The organism is Serratia sp. NFX21 (assembly GCF_048517035.1).
GTDB lineage: Bacteria > Pseudomonadota > Gammaproteobacteria > Enterobacterales > Enterobacteriaceae > Serratia > Serratia quinivorans.
Window position 1 is genome coordinate 1127037 of record NZ_CP183196.1, and the last position, 23239, is coordinate 1150275.

21 protein-coding genes and 1 other annotated feature are annotated in these 23239 nt (G+C 54.6%); of the genes, 14 read left to right on the forward strand and 7 right to left on the reverse strand.

What is annotated here, in order from left to right; all coding sequences use genetic code 11:
* Positions 1 to 14 precede the first annotated feature (14 nt).
* Positions 15 to 554, reverse strand: a complete 540-nt coding sequence (gene yjjX, locus ACNT1W_RS05285) for an inosine/xanthosine triphosphatase (protein WP_012005130.1) — start codon at positions 552 to 554, stop codon at positions 15 to 17.
* A gap of 111 nt (positions 555 to 665) precedes the next feature.
* Between yjjX and gpmB the strand changes: the two genes are divergently transcribed.
* Positions 666 to 1313: a 2,3-diphosphoglycerate-dependent phosphoglycerate mutase GpmB gene (gene gpmB, locus ACNT1W_RS05290; RefSeq protein WP_012005131.1), complete on the forward strand. Its 648-nt coding sequence runs from the start codon at positions 666 to 668 to the stop codon at positions 1311 to 1313.
* Here the strand turns inward: gpmB and robA are convergent.
* Positions 1310 to 2179: an MDR efflux pump AcrAB transcriptional activator RobA gene (robA, locus tag ACNT1W_RS05295; protein WP_012005132.1), complete on the reverse strand. Its 870-nt coding sequence runs from the start codon at positions 2177 to 2179 to the stop codon at positions 1310 to 1312. The two genes, gpmB and robA, sit on opposite strands and share 4 nt — an antisense overlap.
* Positions 2180 to 2520: 341 nt before the next feature.
* Here robA and creA point away from each other — a divergent pair, with 341 nt between their 5' ends.
* Entirely contained in the window at positions 2521 to 3000 is a 480-nt protein-coding gene (creA, locus tag ACNT1W_RS05300) for a protein CreA (RefSeq protein ID WP_012005133.1), read from the forward strand.
* Positions 3001 to 3048: 48 nt separating this feature from the next.
* Here creA and arcA read toward each other — a convergent pair whose 3' ends face one another.
* Entirely contained in the window at positions 3049 to 3765 is a 717-nt protein-coding gene (arcA, locus tag ACNT1W_RS05305; RefSeq protein WP_004949989.1) for a two-component system response regulator ArcA, read from the reverse strand.
* A 633-nt stretch (positions 3766 to 4398) separates the two neighbouring features.
* Between arcA and ACNT1W_RS05310 the strand changes: the two genes are divergently transcribed.
* The 5 genes from ACNT1W_RS05310 to thrC all read left to right on the forward strand — a co-directional run bounded on the left by ACNT1W_RS05310 (position 4399) and on the right by thrC (position 10132).
* Entirely contained in the window at positions 4399 to 5085 is a 687-nt protein-coding gene (locus ACNT1W_RS05310) for a tRNA/rRNA methyltransferase (RefSeq protein WP_012005134.1), read from the forward strand.
* Between the two features lie 212 nt (positions 5086 to 5297).
* Complete coding sequence (gene thrL, locus ACNT1W_RS05315; RefSeq protein WP_071998276.1) at positions 5298 to 5366, forward strand: thr operon leader peptide; 69 nt, start codon at positions 5298 to 5300, stop codon at positions 5364 to 5366.
* Positions 5305 to 5423 (forward strand) — a sequence feature (Thr leader region). It overlaps the preceding gene by 62 nt.
* 25 nt (positions 5424 to 5448) lie before the next feature.
* Entirely contained in the window at positions 5449 to 7908 is a 2460-nt protein-coding gene (gene thrA, locus ACNT1W_RS05320; protein WP_026142189.1) for a bifunctional aspartate kinase/homoserine dehydrogenase I, read from the forward strand.
* 1 nt (position 7909) lies between these two features.
* On the forward strand, positions 7910 to 8839 hold the full coding sequence (thrB, locus tag ACNT1W_RS05325) for a homoserine kinase (protein WP_012005136.1): 930 nt from the start codon (positions 7910 to 7912) through the stop codon (positions 8837 to 8839).
* A 3-nt stretch (positions 8840 to 8842) separates the two neighbouring features.
* Positions 8843 to 10132: a threonine synthase gene (gene thrC, locus ACNT1W_RS05330; RefSeq protein ID WP_419246493.1), complete on the forward strand. Its 1290-nt coding sequence runs from the start codon at positions 8843 to 8845 to the stop codon at positions 10130 to 10132.
* Between the two features lie 212 nt (positions 10133 to 10344).
* Here the strand turns inward: thrC and yaaA are convergent, their stop codons facing one another.
* Complete coding sequence (gene yaaA, locus ACNT1W_RS05335; protein WP_012005138.1) at positions 10345 to 11118, reverse strand: peroxide stress protein YaaA; 774 nt, start codon at positions 11116 to 11118, stop codon at positions 10345 to 10347.
* Positions 11119 to 11222: 104 nt separating this feature from the next.
* Entirely contained in the window at positions 11223 to 12647 is a 1425-nt protein-coding gene (locus tag ACNT1W_RS05340; RefSeq protein ID WP_261099203.1) for an alanine/glycine:cation symporter family protein, read from the reverse strand.
* A gap of 381 nt (positions 12648 to 13028) precedes the next feature.
* On the opposite strand from ACNT1W_RS05340, the gene tal reads away from it, so the two are divergent.
* The 3 genes from tal (at position 13029) to ACNT1W_RS05355 (ending at position 16152) form a co-directional block, all read left to right on the forward strand.
* A complete protein-coding gene (tal, locus tag ACNT1W_RS05345) occupies positions 13029 to 13982 on the forward strand; it encodes a transaldolase (RefSeq protein WP_012005140.1) in 954 nt (317 codons plus the stop codon).
* A 150-nt stretch (positions 13983 to 14132) separates the two neighbouring features.
* Positions 14133 to 14720, forward strand: a complete 588-nt coding sequence (gene mog / locus ACNT1W_RS05350) for a molybdopterin adenylyltransferase (RefSeq protein WP_017891557.1) — start codon at positions 14133 to 14135, stop codon at positions 14718 to 14720.
* Positions 14721 to 14844: 124 nt separating this feature from the next.
* Positions 14845 to 16152 (forward strand): MFS transporter, encoded by a 1308-nt coding sequence (locus ACNT1W_RS05355; protein ID WP_012005142.1) that lies wholly within the window; start codon positions 14845 to 14847, stop codon positions 16150 to 16152.
* 52 nt (positions 16153 to 16204) lie between these two features.
* Here the strand turns inward: ACNT1W_RS05355 and satP are convergent, their stop codons facing one another.
* A complete protein-coding gene (satP, locus tag ACNT1W_RS05360) occupies positions 16205 to 16804 on the reverse strand; it encodes an acetate uptake transporter (protein ID WP_012005143.1) in 600 nt (199 codons plus the stop codon).
* Positions 16805 to 17128: 324 nt separating this feature from the next.
* On the opposite strand from satP, the gene dnaK reads away from it, so the two are divergent.
* The 4 genes from dnaK (at position 17129) to nhaR (ending at position 22778) form a co-directional block, all read left to right on the forward strand.
* Positions 17129 to 19042, forward strand: a complete 1914-nt coding sequence (gene dnaK / locus ACNT1W_RS05365; RefSeq protein WP_012005144.1) for a molecular chaperone DnaK — start codon at positions 17129 to 17131, stop codon at positions 19040 to 19042.
* Between the two features lie 106 nt (positions 19043 to 19148).
* Positions 19149 to 20276 (forward strand): molecular chaperone DnaJ, encoded by a 1128-nt coding sequence (gene dnaJ, locus ACNT1W_RS05370; RefSeq protein WP_012005145.1) that lies wholly within the window; start codon positions 19149 to 19151, stop codon positions 20274 to 20276.
* Positions 20277 to 20512: 236 nt separating this feature from the next.
* On the forward strand, positions 20513 to 21679 hold the full coding sequence (gene nhaA, locus ACNT1W_RS05375; protein WP_041418458.1) for a Na+/H+ antiporter NhaA: 1167 nt from the start codon (positions 20513 to 20515) through the stop codon (positions 21677 to 21679).
* A 199-nt stretch (positions 21680 to 21878) separates the two neighbouring features.
* A complete protein-coding gene (nhaR, locus tag ACNT1W_RS05380) occupies positions 21879 to 22778 on the forward strand; it encodes a transcriptional activator NhaR (protein WP_004950031.1) in 900 nt (299 codons plus the stop codon).
* A 69-nt stretch (positions 22779 to 22847) separates the two neighbouring features.
* Here nhaR and rpsT read toward each other — a convergent pair whose 3' ends face one another.
* On the reverse strand, positions 22848 to 23108 hold the full coding sequence (rpsT, locus tag ACNT1W_RS05385) for a 30S ribosomal protein S20 (protein ID WP_012005147.1): 261 nt from the start codon (positions 23106 to 23108) through the stop codon (positions 22848 to 22850).
* Between the last annotated feature and the right edge of the window lie 131 nt (positions 23109 to 23239).

Here is a 23239-nt window from a genome sequence, read left to right on the forward strand (position 1 = left end):
GCGCCCACCGAAGGTTATTTCTGTGCCGCGTTGTTATGGTTCTGGTAGATCGGGTTGTGGAAAGGCACCAGCGCCAGCAGCAGAGCCTGATGGTAAACGCTGGTGCGGCTCAATCGCCCATCGGTAAAGATGCCAATAGCGCCACCCTGGCGTTTCACTTCGGCATTGCCGGTGATGGTTGCCATTTCACTGCCCAATTCGCGGCCGGCGCGAATTCCCTGTAAAATCGTCTCCGGCAGCATCAGGCTGGCTGAGCGCGATTCGCCACGGGTCTGCGGGTTTTCCACCGTCATCCAGGCGAAAGTCATATTCTCTTCGATTCCAGCCTCAACGCCGACCCAAAAGTCGGCCTCAGGGCGTACCTGCCGCGCTTCCATAACACGCTGGCGTGCACCGGTGCGGGTTTCGTGATTACCTATGGGTTGCAGTGAAACGCCACTGGCGACGTCGACCGATTCAATGCGGCATTGGTCCTGGCCAAAAGTGTCCTCAAAGGCCAGTTGAATAGCCTTGATCTTTGCCGGGTTGGTAGTTGCAGCGACAACATGATACATAACGGGTTTGGCATCCTTAAGCTAAGAGCCTATTCACTACGTCAGGCGTTTGCGCAAGCGGCATCTGACGACGATAAACTCAGGTTTCACGCAGTATAACGGAAAAGCAAAATGTTACAGGTATACCTCGTTCGCCACGGCGAAACGGAGTGGAATGCGGCTCGCCGCATCCAGGGTCAGTCGGACAGCCCGTTAACCGCCAACGGTGAACATCAGGCTCGCCTGGTTGCCCAGCGCGTCAGCAAACAAGGCATCACACACGTGATTACCAGCGATCTGGGGCGTACCCGTCGCACTGCGCAAATCATCGCGGAGGCTTGCGGTTGCGAGGTGATAAACGACCCGCGTTTGCGTGAGTTGCATATGGGGGTGCTGGAAGAGCGCTTAATCGACAGTCTGACGCCGCAGGAAGAACAGTGGCGCAAGCAGATGGTCGATGGTACTGCCGATGGCCGTATCCCTCAAGGTGAGTCAATGAGCGAGTTGGGCGACCGGATGCGCGAGGCATTGGAAAGTTGCCTGATGTTGCCTGAGGGCAGCAAACCGCTGATTGTCAGCCATGGTATCGCTTTAGGCTGTCTGATCAGTACCGTGCTCGGGCTACCGGCCTATGCCGAGCGCCGCCTGCGTTTACGTAACTGTTCATTGTCGCGAGTCGATCACCAGCAGAGTCCCTGGTTGGCTTCTGGCTGGATCGTCGAAACGGCGGGCGATGTCACGCATCTGGACACGCCCGCGCTGGATGAACTGCAGCGTTAACGGCGGATCGGGATCAAATAGTCGCAGTTGATCTCGGTTGGCGGTTGGGGTGGCCGGCGGTCACCCTTGGGATAAAAGCGCTCAATATCGTGCCCTTTACGGCGCGTGAGTTTGAGTGCCGGCAGGCAGGTGCCATAAACGGTCAGAATAAAGTCCTGCAGGCCAGAAGCCGGGCCTTCATAGCTGAACATCGCATACTCGCCACCTTGCAACACCAGCGGCTGTCCGGCCTGAATTTTCGCCGGTACGTGATGCGGTTCCAGCGCCGTGGTGTACAGCACTTCCTGCTCGTCATCCTTTTCCTGACTCGGACGTGAATGGTGCAGCCCGTATAACACCGGCGGCAGCGACTCTGCTTCGCCCAGATACTGGCGCCAGAACTGTGAACGCAGCTCGGTACGATAGTTGGAAATTTGCTCCAGCGTACAGGAATAGCTCTGCGTCAGGCCAATCAAGTGCTGTTCCGGCATCGTGACAAACTCGGGTTGCGGCAGAGTAAAGGCGCCCAGGCGGATTGGTGGACAAATGCCGAATGAGTTCCAGTCTTCTGCACGGCGATACAGTGCCGGCGTTTGCGCAAACTGTTTTTTAAATGCGCGGGTAAATGTCTGCTGCGAGTCGAAGCGATACTGTAAGGCTATATCCAGAATAGGTCGGCTGGTTAAACGCAGCGCTACCGCAGCCTTGGATAATCTCCTTGCCCGGATATAAGCCCCGATGGCGTTACCGGTAATATCTTTAAACATCCGTTGTAAATGCCATTTAGAGTAACCTGCTTTGGCCGCCACATTGTCCAGTGACAAAGGTTGGTCCAAATGGCTTTCCAGCCAGCTAAGCAGATCACGAATAATACCGGCTTGATCCATAGATCTTCCTCGTAGAGCTTTAGGGTAGGAACCCGAACTGTTTATTCATTACGCTGGTGCTTGCGCTATCAGACCAATCCATGAGCCATTTTGCGTAGCACTCTTTCCTCTTGCCACTGTTGAGCAAGGGTTGGATAGGGGCACACCTTAAACGGGCGCAAAGATATAACGACGCCGCATAATAGCAATTTTTTTCCTCCGAGACTCTCAAAGATTTTTTTCACGCTCTGTGCTAAAAAGACCGGTGCGGACCAGAAAGATCCTTTTTCTGTGACCTAAAACATAAACAATATTGATTGCCGGAACCCATTTTTAGGATTTAGCCTATTGGAGTTAAGTGAATGAAAAAAGGATGGTTATTTTTGTTTTGTTTAGTTTGCGCAACGGTAAATAGTGCGCAAGCAGAACAGGTTGGGTCGGTTGATACGGTATTTAAACTCTTTGGTCCGGACCATAAAATTGTGGTGGAAGCGTTCGACGATCCTGATGTTAAAAATGTAACTTGTTATATCAGCCGGGCAAAAACCGGTGGCATCAAAGGTGGGTTGGGATTAGCGGAAGATACTGCGGATGCCGCCATTTCTTGCCAGCAGGTTGGGCCGATTGAGCTGACTGATAAAATCAAAAATGGTAAGGCGGAAGGGACGGTCGTGTTCCAGAAGCGAACATCGCTGGTGTTCAAGAAACTGCAGGTGGTGCGTTTCTACGATGCTAAACGTAATGCATTGATTTATCTTAGCTATTCAGACCGCGTGGTGGATGGTTCACCGAAGAATGCGCTGAGTGCAGTGCCGATCATCCCCTGGGGTGAGGCAAAATAAGATTTGGGGTTCTGCGGAACCCCAAATATTTTAACGCGGGAGGAGGGCTTACTCTTCCAGATCGCCGCAGAAACGGTAACCTTCACCGTGAATAGTAGCGATGATTTCCGGCGTGTCCGGCGTTGATTCGAAGTGCTTGCGGATGCGACGGATGGTCACGTCCACGGTACGGTCATGCGGCTTCAGCTCACGGCCGGTCATCTTCTTGAGCAGTTCGCCACGGGATTGGATCTTGCCCGGGTTTTCGCAGAAGTGCAGCATGGCGCGGAATTCACTGCGTGGCAGTTTGTATTGCTCGCCCGCGGGGCTGATCAGTGAGCGGCTGTTGATGTCCAGCTCCCAACCGTTGAACTTATAGCTTTCAACCAGGCGACGTTCTTCGCCGACGCTGCCCAGGTTCATGGTGCGTGACAGCAGGTTACGCGCGCGAATGGTCAATTCACGCGGATTAAATGGCTTGGTGATGTAATCATCGGCGCCGATTTCCAGGCCGAGGATCTTGTCAACTTCGTTATCACGGCCGGTCAGGAACATCAGCGCAACGCTGGCCTGTTCGCGCAATTCACGCGCCAGCAGCAGGCCATTTTTGCCTGGCAGATTGATGTCCATGATAACCAGATTGATATCATTTTCAGACAGGATGTTGTGCATCTCTGCACCATCATTGGCTTCATGAACAACGTAGCCTTCCGCCTCGAAAATGCTCTTCAGGGTGTTACGAGTGACTAACTCGTCTTCGACAATCAGAATGTGCGGGGTCTGCATATATGCTACCTAAAATTGCCAACAAAATAGAAAATAGGAAGTACAGAAGTCTTTGTTTTCATAGCGGAGGGCAGAGATTAGCGCTCACGTTCCCTTCTACCAAACGACTAAAGTACGTAAACTCGTTCTTGATGCACTTTCCATCCCATGTCAACAAGATCGCTAGCTTGGTTGGGGCGCTATTCCTTACATCCCCAAAGGTGCCAAAACGGTGCATATCCTAACCGTATTAACAGCAATATAACAGTGCGCACCGAATTCATCACCCAACAAAACTAAGGTTTGTTGACATATATCAAATTCAATTGTAGCACGTTAACAGTTTTGTGAAAAACACTTACAGAAATGCCAGCTTAAGTCACAGAAGCCTAAATTCTGTGTACGATTCAGCATTGCGGCGCCTAATGAGGTAGAATTATTGACTTATTGATAAAAGGCTTCTTTTAACGCTTTGATTAATAAGCACAGTAAAACATAAGTAGCAATAATATGTATTACGAGCAATTTATCGGGGCAATAACCTATTTAGCCCTGTCTACCCTCAATTTCGGGATTATTGTTGCGTAGATGTAAATATAATCAGACTATCCCAAACAGTCAAAAATACGCGATCTGTCGTTTAGTGGAGTATTGATGCAGCTTCATATTGTTTTAGTGGCTCCGGCGCGGCCGGAAAACGTCGGCGCTGCGGCGCGGGCAATGAAAACCATGGGTTTCACTTCGTTGCGCATTGTCGACAGCGAAGCGCACCTGCAACCGGCGGCTCGTTGGGTGGCTCATGGGGCGGGAGATATCCTCGACGGCGTGCAGACTTTCGCCACTCTCGAGCAGGCGCTGGCGGACGTGGATTTCACCGTTGCTACCACTGCCCGCAGCCGCGCGCGTTTCCATTATTACTGTACGCCGCAGCAACTGTTGGGTCAGTTGAGTGAGCGCAGTCAGTGGGTGGGGCAGGCCGCGTTGGTGTTTGGCCGTGAAGATTCCGGCCTGACCAATGAAGAGCTGGAGTTGGCCGATTTGCTGACCGGTGTGCCGATGCAGGCAGATTACCCTTCGTTGAATCTCGGCCAGGCGGTGATGGTGTATTGCTATCAATTGTCGGAACTGATGAAGGTTAGCGCACCGCAGGAACCAGTGGCTAATGAGGGCCAGCTTAAAGCACTGCGTCAGCGTGCCGATGGTTTGCTGGGGGCATTGGGGGTGGGTGACGATCAAAAATTGCGCGATTGGCTGCACCAGCGGCTTGGTACCTTGCAGCAGCGCGATACGGCAATGTTGCATACTTTGCTGCATGACATCGAAAAAAAACTGACAAAGTGATACCCGTAAACATGGCTAATTAGGCAGTGTGATCCACTGCAAAACTGCCGTCTGTCTGTCTTTTTATCCTGCTATTTGGCTTTTCGACTGTCGCATTGCCCAGTTGCTGGGTTGGGCAATAAACAAGCAAAAACAAGAAATAATTTGACTTGGGATAGCGATTGCTTTAACCAATAGAGGGGACAGAGTATTTAATGAGACAGACAGACAAAATGCGAAATATCAGCCTGAACACAACAATTATTACCACCACCGATACCACAGGTAACGGGGCGGGCTGACGCGTACAGGAAACAAAAGAAAAAAGCCCGCACCTAACCAGTGCGGGCTTTTTTTTCGGCTTAAATTCGGGAGAGACAAGAAATGCGAGTGCTGAAATTTGGCGGAACCTCGGTAGCGAATGCAGAACGTTTTCTGCGCGTCGCCGACATCATGGAAAGTAACGCACGTCAGGGACAGGTGGCCACGGTCTTGTCCGCTCCGGCTAAAATCACCAACCACCTGGTGGCGATGATTGATAAAACGGTAGCGGGGCAGGACATTCTGCCAAATATGAGCGATGCAGAACGCATCTTTGCCGACCTGCTGAGCGGTCTGGCACAGGCGTTGCCCGGCTTTGAATACGATCGTCTCAAGACGCTGGTCGATCAGGAATTTTCCCAACTCAAACAGGTACTGCATGGCGTTGCGCTGCTGGGGCAATGCCCGGACAGCGTGAATGCGGCTATCATCTGCCGCGGTGAGAAGCTCTCTATCGCCATCATGGAAGGGGTGTTTCGCGCCAAAGGTTTCCCGGTTACGGTGATAAACCCGGTGGAGAAACTGCTGGCGCAGGGGCATTACCTGGAGTCCACGGTAGACATTGCCGAATCCACACTGCGCATCGCCGCCGCAGCAATCCCGGCGGATCACATCGTGCTGATGGCCGGATTCACCGCCGGTAACGATAAAGGGGAACTGGTGGTGCTGGGCCGTAACGGCTCCGACTACTCTGCTGCGGTGCTGGCTGCCTGCCTGCGCGCCGACTGCTGTGAGATCTGGACCGACGTCGACGGTGTTTATACCTGCGATCCTCGTACCGTGCCAGACGCCAGGTTGCTGAAATCGATGTCGTATCAGGAAGCTATGGAGCTTTCCTATTTCGGCGCCAGCGTGCTTCACCCCCGTACTATCGCTCCCATTGCCCAGTTCCAAATCCCTTGCCTGATCAAAAATACCGCCAACCCGCAGGCCCCTGGCACGCTGATTGGCGGCGAAAATCTGGATACCGATACCCCGGTGAAGGGCATCACTAATCTCAATAACATGGCGATGATCAACGTCTCCGGGCCAGGGATGAAGGGCATGGTCGGCATGGCCGCGCGCGTGTTTGCCGTGATGTCCCGTGCCGGAATCTCAGTGGTGTTGATCACCCAGTCCTCTTCCGAATACAGCATCAGCTTCTGCGTACCGCAGAGTGAGCTGCAGCGTGCCCGTCGCGCACTGGAAGACGAATTCTATCTTGAATTGAAAGATGGCCTGCTGGAGCCGCTGGACGTGATGGAGCAGTTGGCGATTATCTCGGTCGTCGGCGATGGCATGCGCACCCTGCGCGGTATTTCGGCCAGCTTCTTCTCCGCCCTGGCGCGCGCCAACATCAATATTGTCGCTATTGCCCAGGGGTCCTCCGAACGTTCCATCTCGGTGGTGGTCAGCAACGACTCGGCGACTACCGGGGTTCGTGTCTGTCACCAGATGCTGTTTAACACCGATCAGGTGATTGAAGTGTTTGTTATCGGCGTTGGCGGCGTCGGCGGTGCGTTGATCGAACAGATCTACCGTCAGCAGCCGTGGCTGAAGCAAAAGCATATCGACCTGCGGGTGTGCGGCATTGCCAATTCACGCGCCATGTTGACCAACATACACGGCATCGCGCTGGATAGCTGGCGTGATGAACTGGCCGGTGCGCAGGAGCCATTCAACCTTGGCCGTCTGATCCGCCTGGTGAAGGAGTACCACCTGCTGAATCCGGTGATTGTCGATTGCACCTCCAGCCAGGCGGTAGCCGATCAATACGCCGATTTCCTGGCCGATGGTTTCCACGTGGTGACGCCGAACAAAAAGGCCAACACTTCGTCGATGAACTACTACCAACAACTGCGCACCGCCGCTGCCGGTTCACGTCGCAAGTTCCTGTACGACACCAACGTCGGTGCGGGGTTGCCGGTGATCGAAAACCTGCAAAACCTGCTGAACGCCGGTGATGAGCTGACGCGCTTCTCTGGCATTCTGTCCGGTTCGCTGTCGTTTATTTTCGGTAAGCTCGATGAGGGCATGTCGCTGTCGGCCGCGACCCTGGAGGCCAAAGCCAAGGGCTATACCGAGCCGGATCCGCGTGACGATCTTTCCGGTATGGATGTGGCGCGCAAGCTGCTGATCCTGGCGCGTGAGGCGGGTTACAAACTGGAGTTGGCCGATATCGAGGTTGAGTCGGTGCTGCCACCTTCCTTTGACGCTTCCGGTGACGTGGAAACCTTTATGGCGCGCCTGCCGGAGCTGGATAAAGAGTACGCACGCAACGTGGCCAATGCCACCGAGCAGGGTAAGGTGCTGCGCTATGTCGGGGCGATCGAAAATGGCCGCTGTCAGGTGCGTATAGATGCGGTAGACGGTAACGATCCGTTGTATAAAGTGAAGAACGGCGAGAACGCCTTGGCTTTCTACAGCCGCTACTATCAGCCATTGCCACTGGTGCTGCGCGGCTACGGTGCCGGTAACGATGTGACCGCCGCAGGGGTATTTGCCGACCTGTTGCGCACACTGTCATGGAAGTTGGGAGTTTAATATGGTTAAGGTGTATGCGCCGGCCTCAATTGGTAACGTCAGCGTCGGTTTCGACGTTCTGGGTGCAGCGGTGTCGCCGATTGACGGTACCTTGCTGGGCGACTGCGTCAGTGTAGAGGCCGCCGAAACGTTCAGTTTGCAAAATGCCGGTCGCTTCGTCAGCAAGCTGCCGGACGATCCGAAAGAGAACATCGTTTACCAATGTTGGGAGCGCTTCTGCCAGGAGATCGGTCAGCAGATCCCGGTGGCGATGCGACTCGAGAAAAATATGCCGATCGGTTCAGGTCTGGGATCCAGTGCCTGCTCGGTGGTCGCCGGGTTGATGGCGATGAACGAGTTCTGCAACCGCCCGCTGGATAAAATGACGCTGCTGGGCCTGATGGGCGAGTTGGAAGGCCGCATCTCCGGCAGCGTGCATTACGATAACGTAGCGCCTTGCTACCTCGGCGGCCTGCAGTTGATGTTGGAAGAAGAAGGCTTCATCAGCCAGGAAGTGCCATGCTTTAAAGACTGGCTGTGGGTGATGGCCTATCCGGGCATCAAGGTATCCACCGCCGAAGCGCGTGCGATCCTGCCCGCGCAGTATCGTCGTCAGGACTGTATCAGCCACGGTCGCTATCTGGCGGGCTTTATCCATGCCTGCCATACCCAACAACCGCGCCTGGCCGCCAAACTGATGCAGGACGTGATTGCCGAGCCGTACCGCACCCGCCTGTTGCCGGGTTTTGCCGACGCACGCAAAGCCGCTCAGGATATCGGTGCTTTGGCTTGCGGTATTTCCGGTTCCGGCCCGACGCTGTTCGCCGTTTGTGATGACGGCGCAACGGCGCAACGCATGGCCGACTGGCTGACTAATCACTATCTGCAAAACGACGAAGGTTTTGTTCATATTTGCCGCCTGGATACCGCAGGCGCACGACTACTGGGATAACGCATGAAACTGTACAACCTTAAGGATCATAACGAGCAGGTCAGCTTCACACAGGCGATCAAACAGGGCCTGGGCAAACAGCAAGGGCTGTTTTTCCCGCTGGATCTGCCGGAGTTTGAACTGACCGAAATCGACCATCTGCTGGAACAGGATTTTGTCACGCGCAGCAGCCGTATCCTGTCGGCATTTATTGGCGATGAAGTTTCTGAAGAAGCATTGCATAAGCGTGTGGCGGCGGCCTTTGAGTTTCCGGCACCGGTAGCGCAAGTTGAAGATGATATCGCCTGCCTGGAGTTGTTCCACGGCCCAACGCTGGCGTTTAAAGACTTCGGCGGCCGCTTTATGGCGCAAATGCTGGCGGAAGTGGCGGGCGATCAGCCGGTCACTATCCTGACCGCGACCTCCGGTGATACCGGCGCGGCGGTGGCCCATGCTTTCTACGGCCTGAAGAATGTGCGCGTGGTGATCCTGTATCCACAGGGCAAAATCAGCCCGCTGCAGGAAAAACTGTTCTGCACCCTGGGTGGCAATATCCATACCGTGGCGATTGACGGCGATTTTGACGCCTGCCAGGCATTGGTGAAGCAGGCATTTGACGATCAGGAATTGAAAGAATCCCTGCACCTGAACTCGGCCAACTCGATTAACATCAGCCGCCTGCTGGCGCAGATTTGTTATTACTTCGAAGCGGTTGCGCAATTGCCACAGGAAGCACGCAACCAGTTGGTGATTTCAGTACCCAGCGGCAACTTCGGCGATCTGACCGCCGGGCTGCTGGCCAAGTCACTGGGCCTGCCGGTGAAGCGTTTTATCGCCGCGACCAATGCCAACGACACCGTACCGCGCTTCCTGACTAACGGTCAGTGGCAGCCTCATGCCACGGTGGCTACGCTGTCTAATGCGATGGATGTCAGCCAGCCGAACAACTGGCCACGGGTTGAAGAGCTGTTCCGCCGTAAGATTTGGCAGTTGAAAGAGCTGGGCCATGCCACGGTCAGTGACGAAACCACCAAAGACACTATGCGTGAACTGGCGAAGTTGGGTTATCTCTCCGAGCCGCACGCGGCGATTGCTTACCGCGCGTTGCGTGACCAGTTGCAGGAAGGGGAGTTTGGTCTGTTCCTCGGCACCGCGCATCCAGCCAAATTCAAAGAGAGCGTCGAGGACATTCTCGGCCAGGAATTGCCACTGCCGAAGGCGCTGGCACTGCGTGCTGATTTGCCGCTGCTGTCTCACAACCTGCCCGCCGGTTTTGGCGAACTGCGTAAGTTCCTGATGGACTTGCCAGCCTGATCCTCATGGCCACATAAAGCGAAAAGCCGTCCTTGTGGCGGCTTCAGACAACTGACAAAGCCCGTTATTAGGGAGAGCGTGCCGAAGGGGTCGTAGCGGCTTGCCCGCCGGAGTGCCCCTCGGTGCGCTAGGCCCGGGTATCTCGGATTCAAAGACCACTTTGTCATCAAACTCAAGCCGTCCGTGTGACGGCTTTTTTATGGGCGGAAGTTTCACTGCTCTGGGCGTTTGAACACCAGCTCGTTGCCTTGGGAATTGGCTTCGTCAAATGCGTAGCCTTCCAGATTGAAATCAAGCAGTTGTTCGCGCTGCGTCAGACGATTTTTGATGATAAAGCGGCTCATCAGTCCGCGCGCCTTCTTGGCGTAGAAGCTGATCACTTTGTATTTGCCGTTTTTCTCGTCGAGGAACACAGGTTTAATCAGCTCGCCGTGCAGTTTAGCCGGTTTCACCGATTTGAAGTATTCGTCGGAAGCCAGGTTGACCACCACATCGTCACCTTGTTGCTCCAGCGCTTCATTAAGTTTTTTGGTGATTTGCTCGCCCCAGAAACTGTACAAATCCTTGCCCTTGGCATTGTCCAGTTTGATACCCATCTCCAGACGGTAAGGCATCATCAGATCAAGCGGGCGCAGCACGCCGTACAGCCCGGACAGCATACGCAGATGCTGTTGGGCGAAATCAAAGTCATCTTCGCTGAAGTCCTGCGCGTGCAGGCCGGTATAAACGTCGCCTTTAAACGCCAGCAGGGCCTGGCGGGCATTTTCCGGGGTGAATTTCGGTTGCCAGTCGCCAAAGCGAGCGGCGTTCAGGCCGGCCAGTTTATCGCTGATGCCCATCAGCTTGGAGATTTGTACCGGCGTCAGATCGCGGCAGATTTTGATCAACTGCTTCGATTTATCCAGCAGTTCCGGCTGGGTGAAGCGTTCGGTTGCCAGTGGGCTTTCGTAATCAAGAGTTTTTGCAGGTGAAATAATAACGAGCATGGCCAGATCCTGTTTTTCCAAGAACCGCTACTGTAGCAAAAAGCGCGGGAAAAAGGGTCAATGGGTCTGATAGGCAGGGCGCGTGTCTGACGCGCCCGCAAAAATTAATTTTTGTCCCACACGCCCGGTTCAAGCTGGGATTTCAGCTCGGGGAAGCGGTTGGCGTCAAAAGTGGGCAATCTTCCCAGCGTTCGCTGACGGTGGTAATCGTTAGCCAATTTCAACGCCACGCGTGACAGCAGCAGGATCGCCGTCAGGTTGGTGATAGCCATCAACGCCATAGAGGTATCGGCCATTTTCCATACCACCGGCAATTCGGCCAACGCACCAAACATCACCATACCCAGTGCGGCGCAACGGAAAATCAACAGGCCGGCCGGGTGGTTGCGCTCCAGGAACACCAGATTGCTTTCGGCATAGGCGTAGTTGGCGATAATCGAGGTAAAGGCGAAGAAGAAAATGGCGATGGCGACAAACGGCGAGCCCCAACTGCCGACGGCAGCAGACAGCGCGCGCTGGGTCATGTCGATACCGCTGATGTTGTCCACCGGTTGATCCAATACGCCGGAGGACAGAATGATGGCGGCAGTTGCACTACAAATCACGATAGTGTCGACAAACACCCCAAGCATCTGCACATAGCCCTGCGAGGCCGGATGCGGTGGGTAAGGTGAGGCGGAGGCCGCCGCATTGGGCGCAGAACCCATACCGGCTTCGTTGGAAAACAGGCCGCGCTGCACACCCTGAGTCATCGCCTGCGAAATACCGTAGCCGACGGCACCGGCCGCCGCTTCCTGCAGCCCGAAGGCGCTTTTCACCACCAGCGAGAGGATCGCCGGCATATGTTCAATGTTATGGCCAATCACCCACAGGGCCAGCAATAAATAGGCTGCGGCCATCAGCGGCACCACCAGTTCGGCCACGCGAGCTACGGAACGAATGCCGCCGAAAATCACGATACCGCTCAGGACCACCAGGCCGATACCGACATACAGCGGCTTAGCGTGGAAAGCGACGGCGGAAGCCTGGGCGATGGAGTTGGCCTGTACGGCGTTGAACACCAGGCCGAAGGCGATGATCAGGAAGATTGAGAACAGCACGCCCATCCAGCGCATGCCCAGCCCTTTCTCCATATAATAGGCCGGGCCGCCGCGGTAGTTACCCTGGTCGTCTTTGGTTTTGTAGAGCTGTGCCAGACTGCTTTCCACAAAGGAGGTGGCCATGCCGATAAAGGCCACTACCCACATCCAGAAGATGGCACCGGGGCCACCGGCGGTGAGGGCAATGGCCACGCCGGTCAGATTACCGGTACCGACGCGAGCGGCGAGGGTAGTACACAAGGCCTGAAAGGAGGAGATACCTGCGCTGTCGCTCTTGTTGCTGTTTTTCAGCAGCGAGAACATGTGGCCGAAATGGCGAACCTGGATAAAACGCGTGCGCAGGGTGAAATAAATACCGGTACCGAGCAGCAAATAAATCAGTACCGAACCCCACAAAATATTATTTATAAAATTTATCAGGTCCGTCACGGATCCCTCCTTGTTGAAATTTGTTGCGCACCGCGCCGTATCCACCGCGGGTGAAAATATATTGACTGAGTTTTTACAAGAGCTTAGCTGAAATCAGCCCGGTTCCGAGCAATTGAGACTTTTCTCAGATTTCGAAACCTATTGCATTAATTTTCGCGAATTTAACATAATTTATTCAAGCGATAGCACGTTATTGCCTTTTCATCAGCTCGGGAATGACGAAAGATAGCAGCGTAAACGGTTGCTCGCTCAAGGATAAAACCAGCACCGCCGGGGCGTGATTTTCCAGCCTTGCACCGGGCCTTGCGCATGTTATTATCAGGGCAGGGCATGGTTGAACGATGCCAAAAGTTCATGCACACACGATGAGATAATGCCAACATGACCGATAAATTAACTTCCCTGCGCCAACTGACTACCGTGGTTGCAGATACGGGCGATATCGCGGCTATGAAGCTGTATCAACCGCAAGATGCTACGACCAACCCTTCGCTGATCCTCAATGCAGCCCAAATTCCTGAATACCGCAAACTGATTGACGAAGCCATTGCCTGGGCTCGCGAGCAGAGCAGCGATCGCGAACAGCAGATCGCCGATGCCGCTGACAAGCTGGCCGTTAACATTGGTCTGGAAATCCTGAAGCTGGTTCCAGGTCGCATCTCCACCGAAGTGGACGCACGTCTGTCTTACGACACCGTAGCCAGCGTTGCCAAGGCCAAGCGCCTGATCAAACTGTACAACGATGCCGGCATCAGCAACGATCGCATCCTGATCAAACTGGCCTCTACCTGGCAGGGTATCCGCGCTGCGGAACAGCTGGAAAAAGAAGGCATCAACTGTAACCTGACGCTGCTGTTCTCCTTTGCTCAGGCCCGTGCCTGCGCCGAAGCCGGCGTTTACCTGATCTCTCCGTTTGTTGGCCGTATCCTCGACTGGTACAAAGCCAATGGCGACAAGAAAGAGTTCGCGCCAAACGAAGATCCAGGTGTGGTTTCCGTTACCGAGATCTACCAGTATTACAAACAGCACGGTTTCAAAACCGTGGTGATGGGCGCCAGCTTCCGTAACGTTGGCGAAATCATCGAACTGGCCGGTTGTGACCGCCTGACCATCGCCCCTGCACTGCTGAAAGAGCTGGCAGAGAGCGAAGGTACACTGGAGCGTAAACTGGCCTACACCGGCGAAGTGCAAGCGCGTCCTGCCGCTTTGACCGAGCCTGAGTTCTACTGGCAGCACAACCAGGATCCAATGGCAGTTGAGAAACTGACCGACGGTATCCGCAAGTTTGCCGTAGACCAGGGCAAGCTGGAAAAAATGATCGCCGATCTGCTGTAATTCCGGCAATCAGCGCAGAAAAAGGTGGCTTAGGCCGCCTTTTTTTATGCCTGCAGATCCCGCAGGCAGGCAGACACTTTATACTCTCAAGATTGAAAATAGGGCGGGAAGCGAACCCGTCCGAACCCCATCAGGCTGTAGAGGTTACGCATGGACATATTACGTATTGGTTTGGTTTCCGTTTCTGACCGCGCTTCCGGCGGCGTTTACCAGGACAAAGGGATACCGGCGCTGGAGGAATGGCTGACTGGCGCGCTGAGCACTCCGTTTAAGCTGGAAACCCGCCTGATCCCCGATGAGCAGACGTTGATCGAACAAACCCTGTGTGAGCTGGTGGATGAAATGGGCTGCCATCTGGTGCTGACCACCGGTGGTACCGGCCCCGCGCGCCGCGACGTGACGCCTGACGCTACCTTGGCCATTGCCGATCGCGTGATGCCCGGCTTCGGCGAGCAAATGCGTCAAATCAGCCTACACTATGTGCCAACGGCCATTCTTTCACGTCAGGTGGGGGCAATCCGCAAGCAGGCATTGATCATCAACCTGCCGGGGCAACCCAAGTCGATCAAGGAAACGCTGGAAGGGGTTAAGGACGAGCAGGGCAAGGTGGTGGTGCATGGCATCTTCGCCAGCGTGCCGTACTGCATACAGTTGCTTGAGGGGCCCTATGTGGAAACCGAGGCGGCAGTGGTAGCAGCATTTCGTCCGAAGAATGCGCGTCGCGAGATAAACCTCTAAATTTCAGCCTTTTGTGAGATTAGCGCTAGCCGATCTGGTGTGAAAATAATTTGCCGTTATAGTAAGGATTCGTTTACAGAAAGCCGCTGGCTTTTATTTTCACAGTTTCCTCCGACGGTACCCTATGCCTCACGATAATAATCGCCGGTTAAACCGGCAAGACTACAAAACTCTGACGTTAGCTGCCCTGGGCGGTGCGCTGGAGTTCTATGATTTCATCATTTTTGTCTTCTTTGCGGCGGTGATGGGCGAGCTGTTTTTCCCGGCGGATATGCCGGAATGGCTACGTCAGGTACAAACCTTCGGCATTTTTGCCGCCGGTTATCTGGCCCGCCCGCTGGGCGGCATCGTGATGGCGCACTTCGGCGATCTGGTCGGCCGCAAAAAAATGTTCAGCCTGAGTATTTTGCTGATGGCGCTGCCGACATTGGCGATGGGTCTGTTACCGACCTATGCCAGCATCGGCATTGCCGCACCGCTGTTGTTGCTGCTGATGCGTGTGCTGCAAGGGGCGGCGATCGGTGGCGAGGTGCCGGGGGCCTGGGTGTTTGTGGCTGAACACGTGCCGCGTCGGCGCATCGGTTTTGCCTGCGGCACGCTGACTGCCGGCCTGACCGTCGGCATCCTGCTGGGCTCGCTGGTGGCGACGGTAATCAACACCACACTCAGTCAACAGACCATTATTGACGGTGGCTGGCGCATCCCGTTCCTGCTGGGTGGCATTTTCGGCCTGGTGGCGATGTACCTGCGCCGCTGGCTGCAGGAAACGCCGATCTTCATCGAGATGCAGGCGCGTAAGGCCCTGGCAGAAGAGCTGCCGTTGAAATCGGTGGTGCTCAATCATCGCAAGGAAGTGGTGGTGTCGATGCTGCTCACCTGGCTATTGTCCGCCGGCATTGTGGTGGTGATCCTGATGACTCCGACCTACCTGCAAAAACAGTTTGCTATCGCCCCGGCGTTATCGCTGCAGGCCAATAGCATCGCCACCATCATGTTGATCGCCGGTTGCATCATCGCCGGCTTGTCGGCGGATCGCTTTGGCGCCAGCAAAACCTTTATCGTCGGCAGCCTGCTGCTGGCCGGTTGCAGTTGGCTATTTTATCGGACGGTGGGCGAACACCCGGAAATGTTGTTTGCCTGCTACGCGCTGGTGGGTTTCAGCGTAGGCGTAGTGGGCGCGGTCCCCTACGTGATGGTGCGGGCTTTTCCGGCGGAAGTGCGATTTACCGGGATTTCGTTCTCATATAATGTCGCATACGCCATTTTTGGCGGTTTAACCCCAATATTTGTGACGTTGATCATGAAGTTAACCCCGTTAGCGCCCGCTTACTATGTACTGGCGCTGTCGGGCATCGGACTGCTGCTGGGGATCTACCTGCATCGCGATCTGAACAGCGAAACCAAGGCACAGCGCGCCGGTTCCTACAGCTGAAAAAAAAGCCCTGCAATCAACCGCAGGGCTTCTGGTTTCAGGCCAGTGGCGTTTATGCCACTGCCCGAATTGGTTCTACATTGTCGACTGTTGGCTCGCCAATCGGCAGCACCGTGCGGCCAAACTGCTCGTTGAGCACTTCCGCCATGGCCAGGTAAATGGCGCTGGCACCGCAGATAATGCCTTCGTAGCCGGCAAAGTTCAGCAGCGCAGGGTTGCCGGTGATGTTACCGATGGCCAGCAGGGCGAACAGCAGCGTCAGGCTGCCGAACACGAACTGCAGCACGCGGTTGGCACGCAGAGTGCCGAAAAACATGAACAGCGTGAAGACGCCCCACAGTGCCAGGTAAATCCCCAGCACGCCGGCATCGGTCGGTTCCGCCAGACCCAGACGCGGCAGCAACAGCAACCCAACCAGGCTCAGCCAGAAGCTGCCGTAAGAGATAAAGGCCGTCATCCCGAAGGTGTTGCCTTTCTTGTATTCCAGCAGGCCGGCCATAATCTGGGCCAGTCCACCGAAGAAAATCCCCATGCTGATAATGGCGGAGTTCAATGGGAAAAAGCCCGCGTTGTGCAGGTTCAGCAAGACGGTGGTCATCCCGAAGCCCATCAGGCCGAGAGGGCCGGGATTCGCCAACTTGTTGGTGTGCATAAGTCCTCTGCAATAACAGAAAATTAACGGAAACAGTGAAGTAAATTCATATATGGTCTGAATGGCCGAAAAGTTGATAACTTCCATCAGAGCGCGCGGCATCATAATGATCCCCAGAACAGGAAACAATGATCTGAGTGACGATAAAAAAGAATTTTTTTTTGTCCTGCCCCTTGATGCTCGGTTGTATGACCCCATCTTATTTGCAACCGCAGTTGCTGACCGCGGCTAAGACTGAAATGTTGGGCAGTTGAAAAACAAAAAATTGCCCACATATAGGTTAGCAACCTGACCGAATATGAATTTATTAGTGGAGACGTTTAGATGGGCAAAATTATTGGTATCGACCTGGGTACTACCAACTCTTGTGTAGCAATTATGGATGGTGGTAAAGCGCGCGTGCTGGAAAACAGCGAAGGCGACCGTACTACACCTTCGATCATCGCATATACCCAGGATGGTGAAATTCTGGTTGGCCAACCTGCTAAGCGTCAGGCTGTTACCAACCCACAAAACACCCTGTTTGCGATTAAGCGCCTGATTGGCCGTCGCTTCCAGGATGAAGAAGCGCAGCGTGATAAAGACATCATGCCGTACAAAATTGTGGCTGCTGATAATGGCGACGCATGGGTTGAAGTGAAAGGCCAGCGTGTAGCACCTCCGCAGATCTCTGCTGAAGTGTTGAAGAAAATGAAGAAAACGGCTGAAGATTACCTGGGCGAACCAGTAACTGAAGCGGTTATCACCGTACCTGCATACTTCAACGATGCACAGCGTCAGGCGACCAAAGACGCCGGCCGTATCGCAGGTCTGGAAGTAAAACGTATCATCAACGAACCGACCGCTGCGGCCCTGGCTTACGGCCTGGACAAAGAAGTCGGCAACCGTACCATCGCGGTTTATGACCTGGGTGGCGGTACTTTCGATATCTCTATTATCGAAATCGACGAAGTTGACGGCGAAAAAACCTTCGAAGTTCTGGCAACCAACGGTGATACCCACCTGGGTGGTGAAGACTTCGACAGCCGCCTGATCAACTACCTGGTGGAAGAGTTCAAGAAAGAACAAGGTTTCGATCTGCGCAACGATCCGTTGGCGATGCAGCGTCTGAAAGAAGCCGCTGAGAAAGCGAAGATTGAACTGTCTTCTGCTCAGCAGACCGACGTTAACCTGCCGTACATCACTGCAGATGCGAGCGGTCCTAAACACATGAACATCAAAGTGACTCGTGCAAAACTCGAGTCGCTGGTTGAAGATCTGGTTGCGCGTTCTATCGAGCCGCTGAAAGTAGCTCTGAAAGACGCAGGCCTGTCGGTTTCCGACATTCAGGACGTGATCCTGGTCGGTGGCCAGACCCGTATGCCAATGGTTCAGAAGAAAGTTGCTGACTTCTTCGGTAAAGAACCGCGTAAAGACGTTAACCCGGACGAAGCCGTTGCGGTGGGTGCTGCGGTACAGGGCGGCGTGTTGGCCGGTGATGTGAAGGACGTTCTGCTGCTGGACGTTACCCCGCTGTCGCTGGGTATCGAAACCATGGGCAGCGTGATGACTCCGCTGATCACCAAAAACACCACTATCCCGACCAAGCACAGCCAGGTGTTCTCTACCGCTGAAGACAACCAGTCTGCGGTAACCATCCATGTGCTGCAGGGTGAGCGTAAACGCGCTAACGATAACAAGTCACTGGGCCAGTTCAACCTGGACGGTATCCAGGCTGCTGCACGCGGTATGGCGCAGATCGAAGTGACCTTCGACATCGACGCCGACGGTATTCTGCACGTGTCTGCCAAAGACAAGAATACTGGCCGCGAGCAGAAAATCACCATCAAGGCTTCTTCCGGTCTGAACGAAGAAGAAATCCAGAAAATGGTGCGTGATGCCGAAGTGAACGCCGAAGCGGACCGTAAGTTCGAAGAGCTGGTGCAGACCCGTAACCAGGCCGACCACCTGATCCACGGCACTCGTAAGCAGTTGGAAGAAGCGGGCGATAAACTGCCGGCGGAAGACAAAACGGCTATCGAAGCGGCGCTGAAAGATCTGGAAGTAGCGGTTAAAGGCGAAGATAAAGCCGAGATCGAAGCGAAGACCCAGGCTCTGGTGCAGGTTTCCGGCAAGCTGCTGGAAATGGCTCAGGCGCAGCAGGCTCAGCAAGGTGCTGATGCCGGTGCTGACAACGCGGCGCAGAAAGACGACGACGTGGTTGATGCTGAGTTCGAAGAAGTTAAAGACAAAAAATAATCGCCCTTAAGCGGGCACGGAACGGCCGAGAGGCCGTTACCGCAAACCAGCACGGGCGTCGAGGCAACTCTACGCCCGTGCACGCATGTTAAGGGTTACAGAAATAATGGCGAAGAAAGACTATTACGAGATTCTCGGCGTCTCCAAGACGGCGGAAGAGCGTGAGATCAAAAAGGCGTATAAACGTCTGGCGATGAAATTCCATCCTGACCGCAACCAGGAGCAAGACGCCGAAGCCAGGTTTAAAGAGATCAAGGAAGCCTACGAAATCCTGACTGACGCTCAAAAACGTGCGGCCTACGATCAATACGGCCATGCGGCCTTTGAACAAGGCGGTATGGGCGGCGGCGGCGGGTTTGGCGGCGGTGCTGAATTCAGCGATATCTTTGGCGACGTATTTGGCGATATCTTCGGTGGTGGCCGCCGTCAGCGCGCCAGCCGCGGTTCCGATCTGCGCTACAACATGGAGCTGTCCCTCGAGGAAGCGGTTCGTGGCGTGACCAAAGAGATCCGCATCCCGACGCTGGAAGAGTGTGGCGTTTGCCACGGCAGCGGCGCGAAGCCGGGCAGCTCGCCGGTCACCTGTCCAACCTGTCACGGGCAGGGCCAGGTGCAGATGCGCCAGGGCTTCTTTACCGTGCAGCAGGCCTGTCCGCACTGTCATGGTCGTGGTCAGATCATCAAAGACCCATGCAATAGCTGCCACGGCCACGGCCGGGTAGAGAAAGCCAAAACGCTGTCGGTGAAAATCCCGGCCGGCGTTGATACCGGTGACCGCATCCGCCTGGCGGGTGAGGGTGAAGCGGGTGAGCACGGCGCGCCGGCAGGCGATCTGTACGTTCAGGTTCAGGTGAAAGCGCACCCTATCTTCGAGCGCGAAGGCAATAACCTGTACTGTGAAGTGCCGATTAACTTCGCGATGGCGGCATTGGGCGGCGAGATTGAAGTCCCGACGCTGGATGGCCGTGTGAAGCTGAAGGTGCCGGCAGAGACTCAGACAGGCAAACTGTTCCGCATGCGCGGCAAGGGTGTCAAATCGGTACGTGGTGGCAGCCAGGGCGACCTGCTGTGCCGTGTGGTGGTAGAAACTCCGGTTAACCTGAACGACAAGCAGAAGCAATTGCTGAAGGAACTGGAAGAAAGTCTGGGTGGCCCTTCCGGCGATAAAAACAGCCCACGTTCGAAGAGCTTCTTCGACGGGGTGAAAAAGTTTTTTGACGACCTGACGCGCTAAGCTACTGTTTCCGTTAGCGTACTGAATAACCCCGGCGTCAAAACCGGGGTTTTTTATTGCTTAACCTCCGCCAATAGCCCTGGTTAAAGTGTGATATAAATCGCTTATAGATCGGTTTTTACGATGTTTTAAGCATTTATAAACGTATTTTATCGAAGTGATTCGGCGTCTATACTCATTCCATTACTTTGTCTGCAGGGCCGTCTGTGCCTTGCGCTGCTCTGGAGAGACGTATTGTGACCAACATCATTCGTCAATTTTTACGTCAGGAAGCCGCGGGCGGCATTATCCTGATCGTAGCCGCGATTATCGCGTTGATCATGGCCAATACCCCAGCCCAGGGGATTTATCACGCCTTCCTCAATTTGCCTGTGATGGTGAAAGTGTCCTCACTGGAGATTGCCAAGCCACTGCTGTTGTGGATTAACGACGGCCTGATGGCGATCTTTTTCCTGGTGGTCGGGCTGGAGGTCAAGCGCGAGCTGATGCAAGGTTCATTGGCCGGGCGTGACAAGGCCGTGTTCCCGGCGATCGCCGCACTGGGCGGCATGCTGGCACCGGCATTGATTTACCTGATGTTCAACGGGGCGGACGAGGTTACTCGTCAGGGATGGGCGATCCCGGCGGCAACCGATATTGCCTTTGCCCTCGGAGTGATGGCGCTATTGGGTAACCGCGTGCCGACCAGCCTGAAGGTGTTCCTGTTGGCGCTGGCGATCATCGATGACCTGGGTGTCATCGTGATTATCGCATTGTTCTATACCCACGAAGTCTCGATGGCGGCATTGGGCGTGGCAGCAGCCTCTATTGCCGTGCTGGCGTTTATGAATTGGCGCGGGGTGGGCAAAACCTCGCTTTATATGATTGTCGGCCTGGTACTGTGGGTGGCTATCCTCAAGTCCGGGGTACATGCGACGCTGGCCGGGGTTATTATCGGCTTTATGATCCCGCTGAACGTGAAGAAAGGGCCGTCGCCGTCAGAGACGCTGGAGCATGAACTGCATCCGTGGGTGGCATTCCTGATACTGCCGCTGTTTGCCTTTGCCAACGCCGGGGTTTCATTACAAGGCGTGTCACTGAGCGGGCTGACCTCCCTGTTGCCGGTGGGCATTGCGGCAGGCCTGTTTATCGGTAAGCCGTTGGGCATCTTCACCTTTAGCCTGCTGGCAGTGAAGTTGGGTATTGCGAGGCTACCTGAAGGAATTGGTTTCAAACAGGTGTTTGCCGTTTCCGTGCTCTGTGGTATTGGTTTCACCATGTCGATATTTATCGCTTCGCTGGCCTTTGGCGATGCGGATGTTGTTCTGAGCACCTATTCGCGACTGGGGATCCTGATTGGGTCAACCACGGCGGCGGTGGTCGGGTATGGTCTGTTACGCATGTCGTTACCACGAGTCAGATAACTCTTTTAGGGGATCCCCTGTTCGTTGGGACTCACTACAATACAATAGCTGGTCGGAGCTGCGCAGGATAAAATATGCGCAGCTCCGACCGTTCTGTTTGGGACGAATGCAGCAACAGGTTGTCTGAAACAGGGAAAGGACATTAGTCGCTCGTTACGGCCGCAGTTTTGCCATGACGGAATGTTAAGGAGAGCACCTCGTGAGGATGTCGCATATCAACTTTAATCACCTTTACTACTTCTGGCAGGTCTGCAAGGAAGGTTCGGTGGTCGGCGCCGCCGAAGCCTTGTTTCTGACACCGCAGACCATCACCGGCCAGATCAAAGCGTTGGAGGAGCGTTTGGACGGCAAACTGTTCAAGCGTCAGGGGCGTGGGCTGGTGCCATCCGAATTGGGGCAACTGGTTTTTCGCTATGCCGACAAGATGTTTATGCTCAGCCAGGAAATGCTGGATATCGTTAATTACCGCAAGGAATCCAACCTGCTGTTTGACGTCGGGGTAGCGGATGCGTTGTCCAAACGTTTGGTGAGCCAGGTGCTGGAGACGGCGGTAGTGGTGGATAATGAGCAAATTCACCTGCGGTGCTTTGAGTCGACGCATGAGATGCTGCTGGAGCAGCTCAGTCAGCATAAGCTCGATATGATCCTGTCAGACTGCCCGGTGGATTCCAGCCAGCAGGAAGGGTTGTTTTCGCTCAAGCTGGGTGAATGCGGTATCAGTTTCTTCTGCCGCCAACCGGCACCGGATCTGCCGTTCCCCGCCTGTCTGGAACAGCGAAAACTGCTGATCCCGGGTCGGCGTTCAATGTTGGGCCGTAAACTGCTGAACTGGTTTAACACCCAGGGCATTCAGGTGGAGATCCTGGGCGAGTTTGATGATGCGGCCCTGATGAAAACTTTTGGCATGTACCACAACGCGATCTTCGTTGCGCCGACGCTGTATGCGCAGGATACCTATAACGATGATGACGTGGTGGAGATTGGGCGTATTGATAGCGTGCAGGAAGAGTACTACATCATCTTTGCCGAGCGCATGATCCAGCATCCGGCGGTACAGCGGGTGTGCAACAAGGACTTCTCTGCGTTGTTTGCTTACTAGACCGGGTATTGCAGACGTAAAAAAACCGGCCTGAGCCGGTTTTTTTTCAAGCAGACAACACGATGCTTATTACAAAGCGTTGATGCGCGCCGACAGGTTTGACTTATGGCGTGCAGCTTTGTTTTTGTGGATCAGGCCTTTAGCAGCCTTGCGGTCCACGATTGGTTTCATTACAGCGTAAGCAGCTTGCGCAGCTTCTTTGTCGCCAGTGGCGATAGCAGCTTCTACTTTCTTGATGTAGGTACGCATCATTGAGCGGCCGCTAGCGTTATGCTTACGACGCTTCTCAGACTGTACGGCGCGTTTCTTAGCTGACTTGATATTAGCCAAGGTACAACTCCCAAATATATTCTATTGAGGACAATTCGAAGGCCGAGGAATATGCCCTTTTGGCCTGCGTTTGTCAATGAATTTGTGCAAATAAGCGCCGTTTGTACGGGCGGCACTTGCTACGTTGTGAT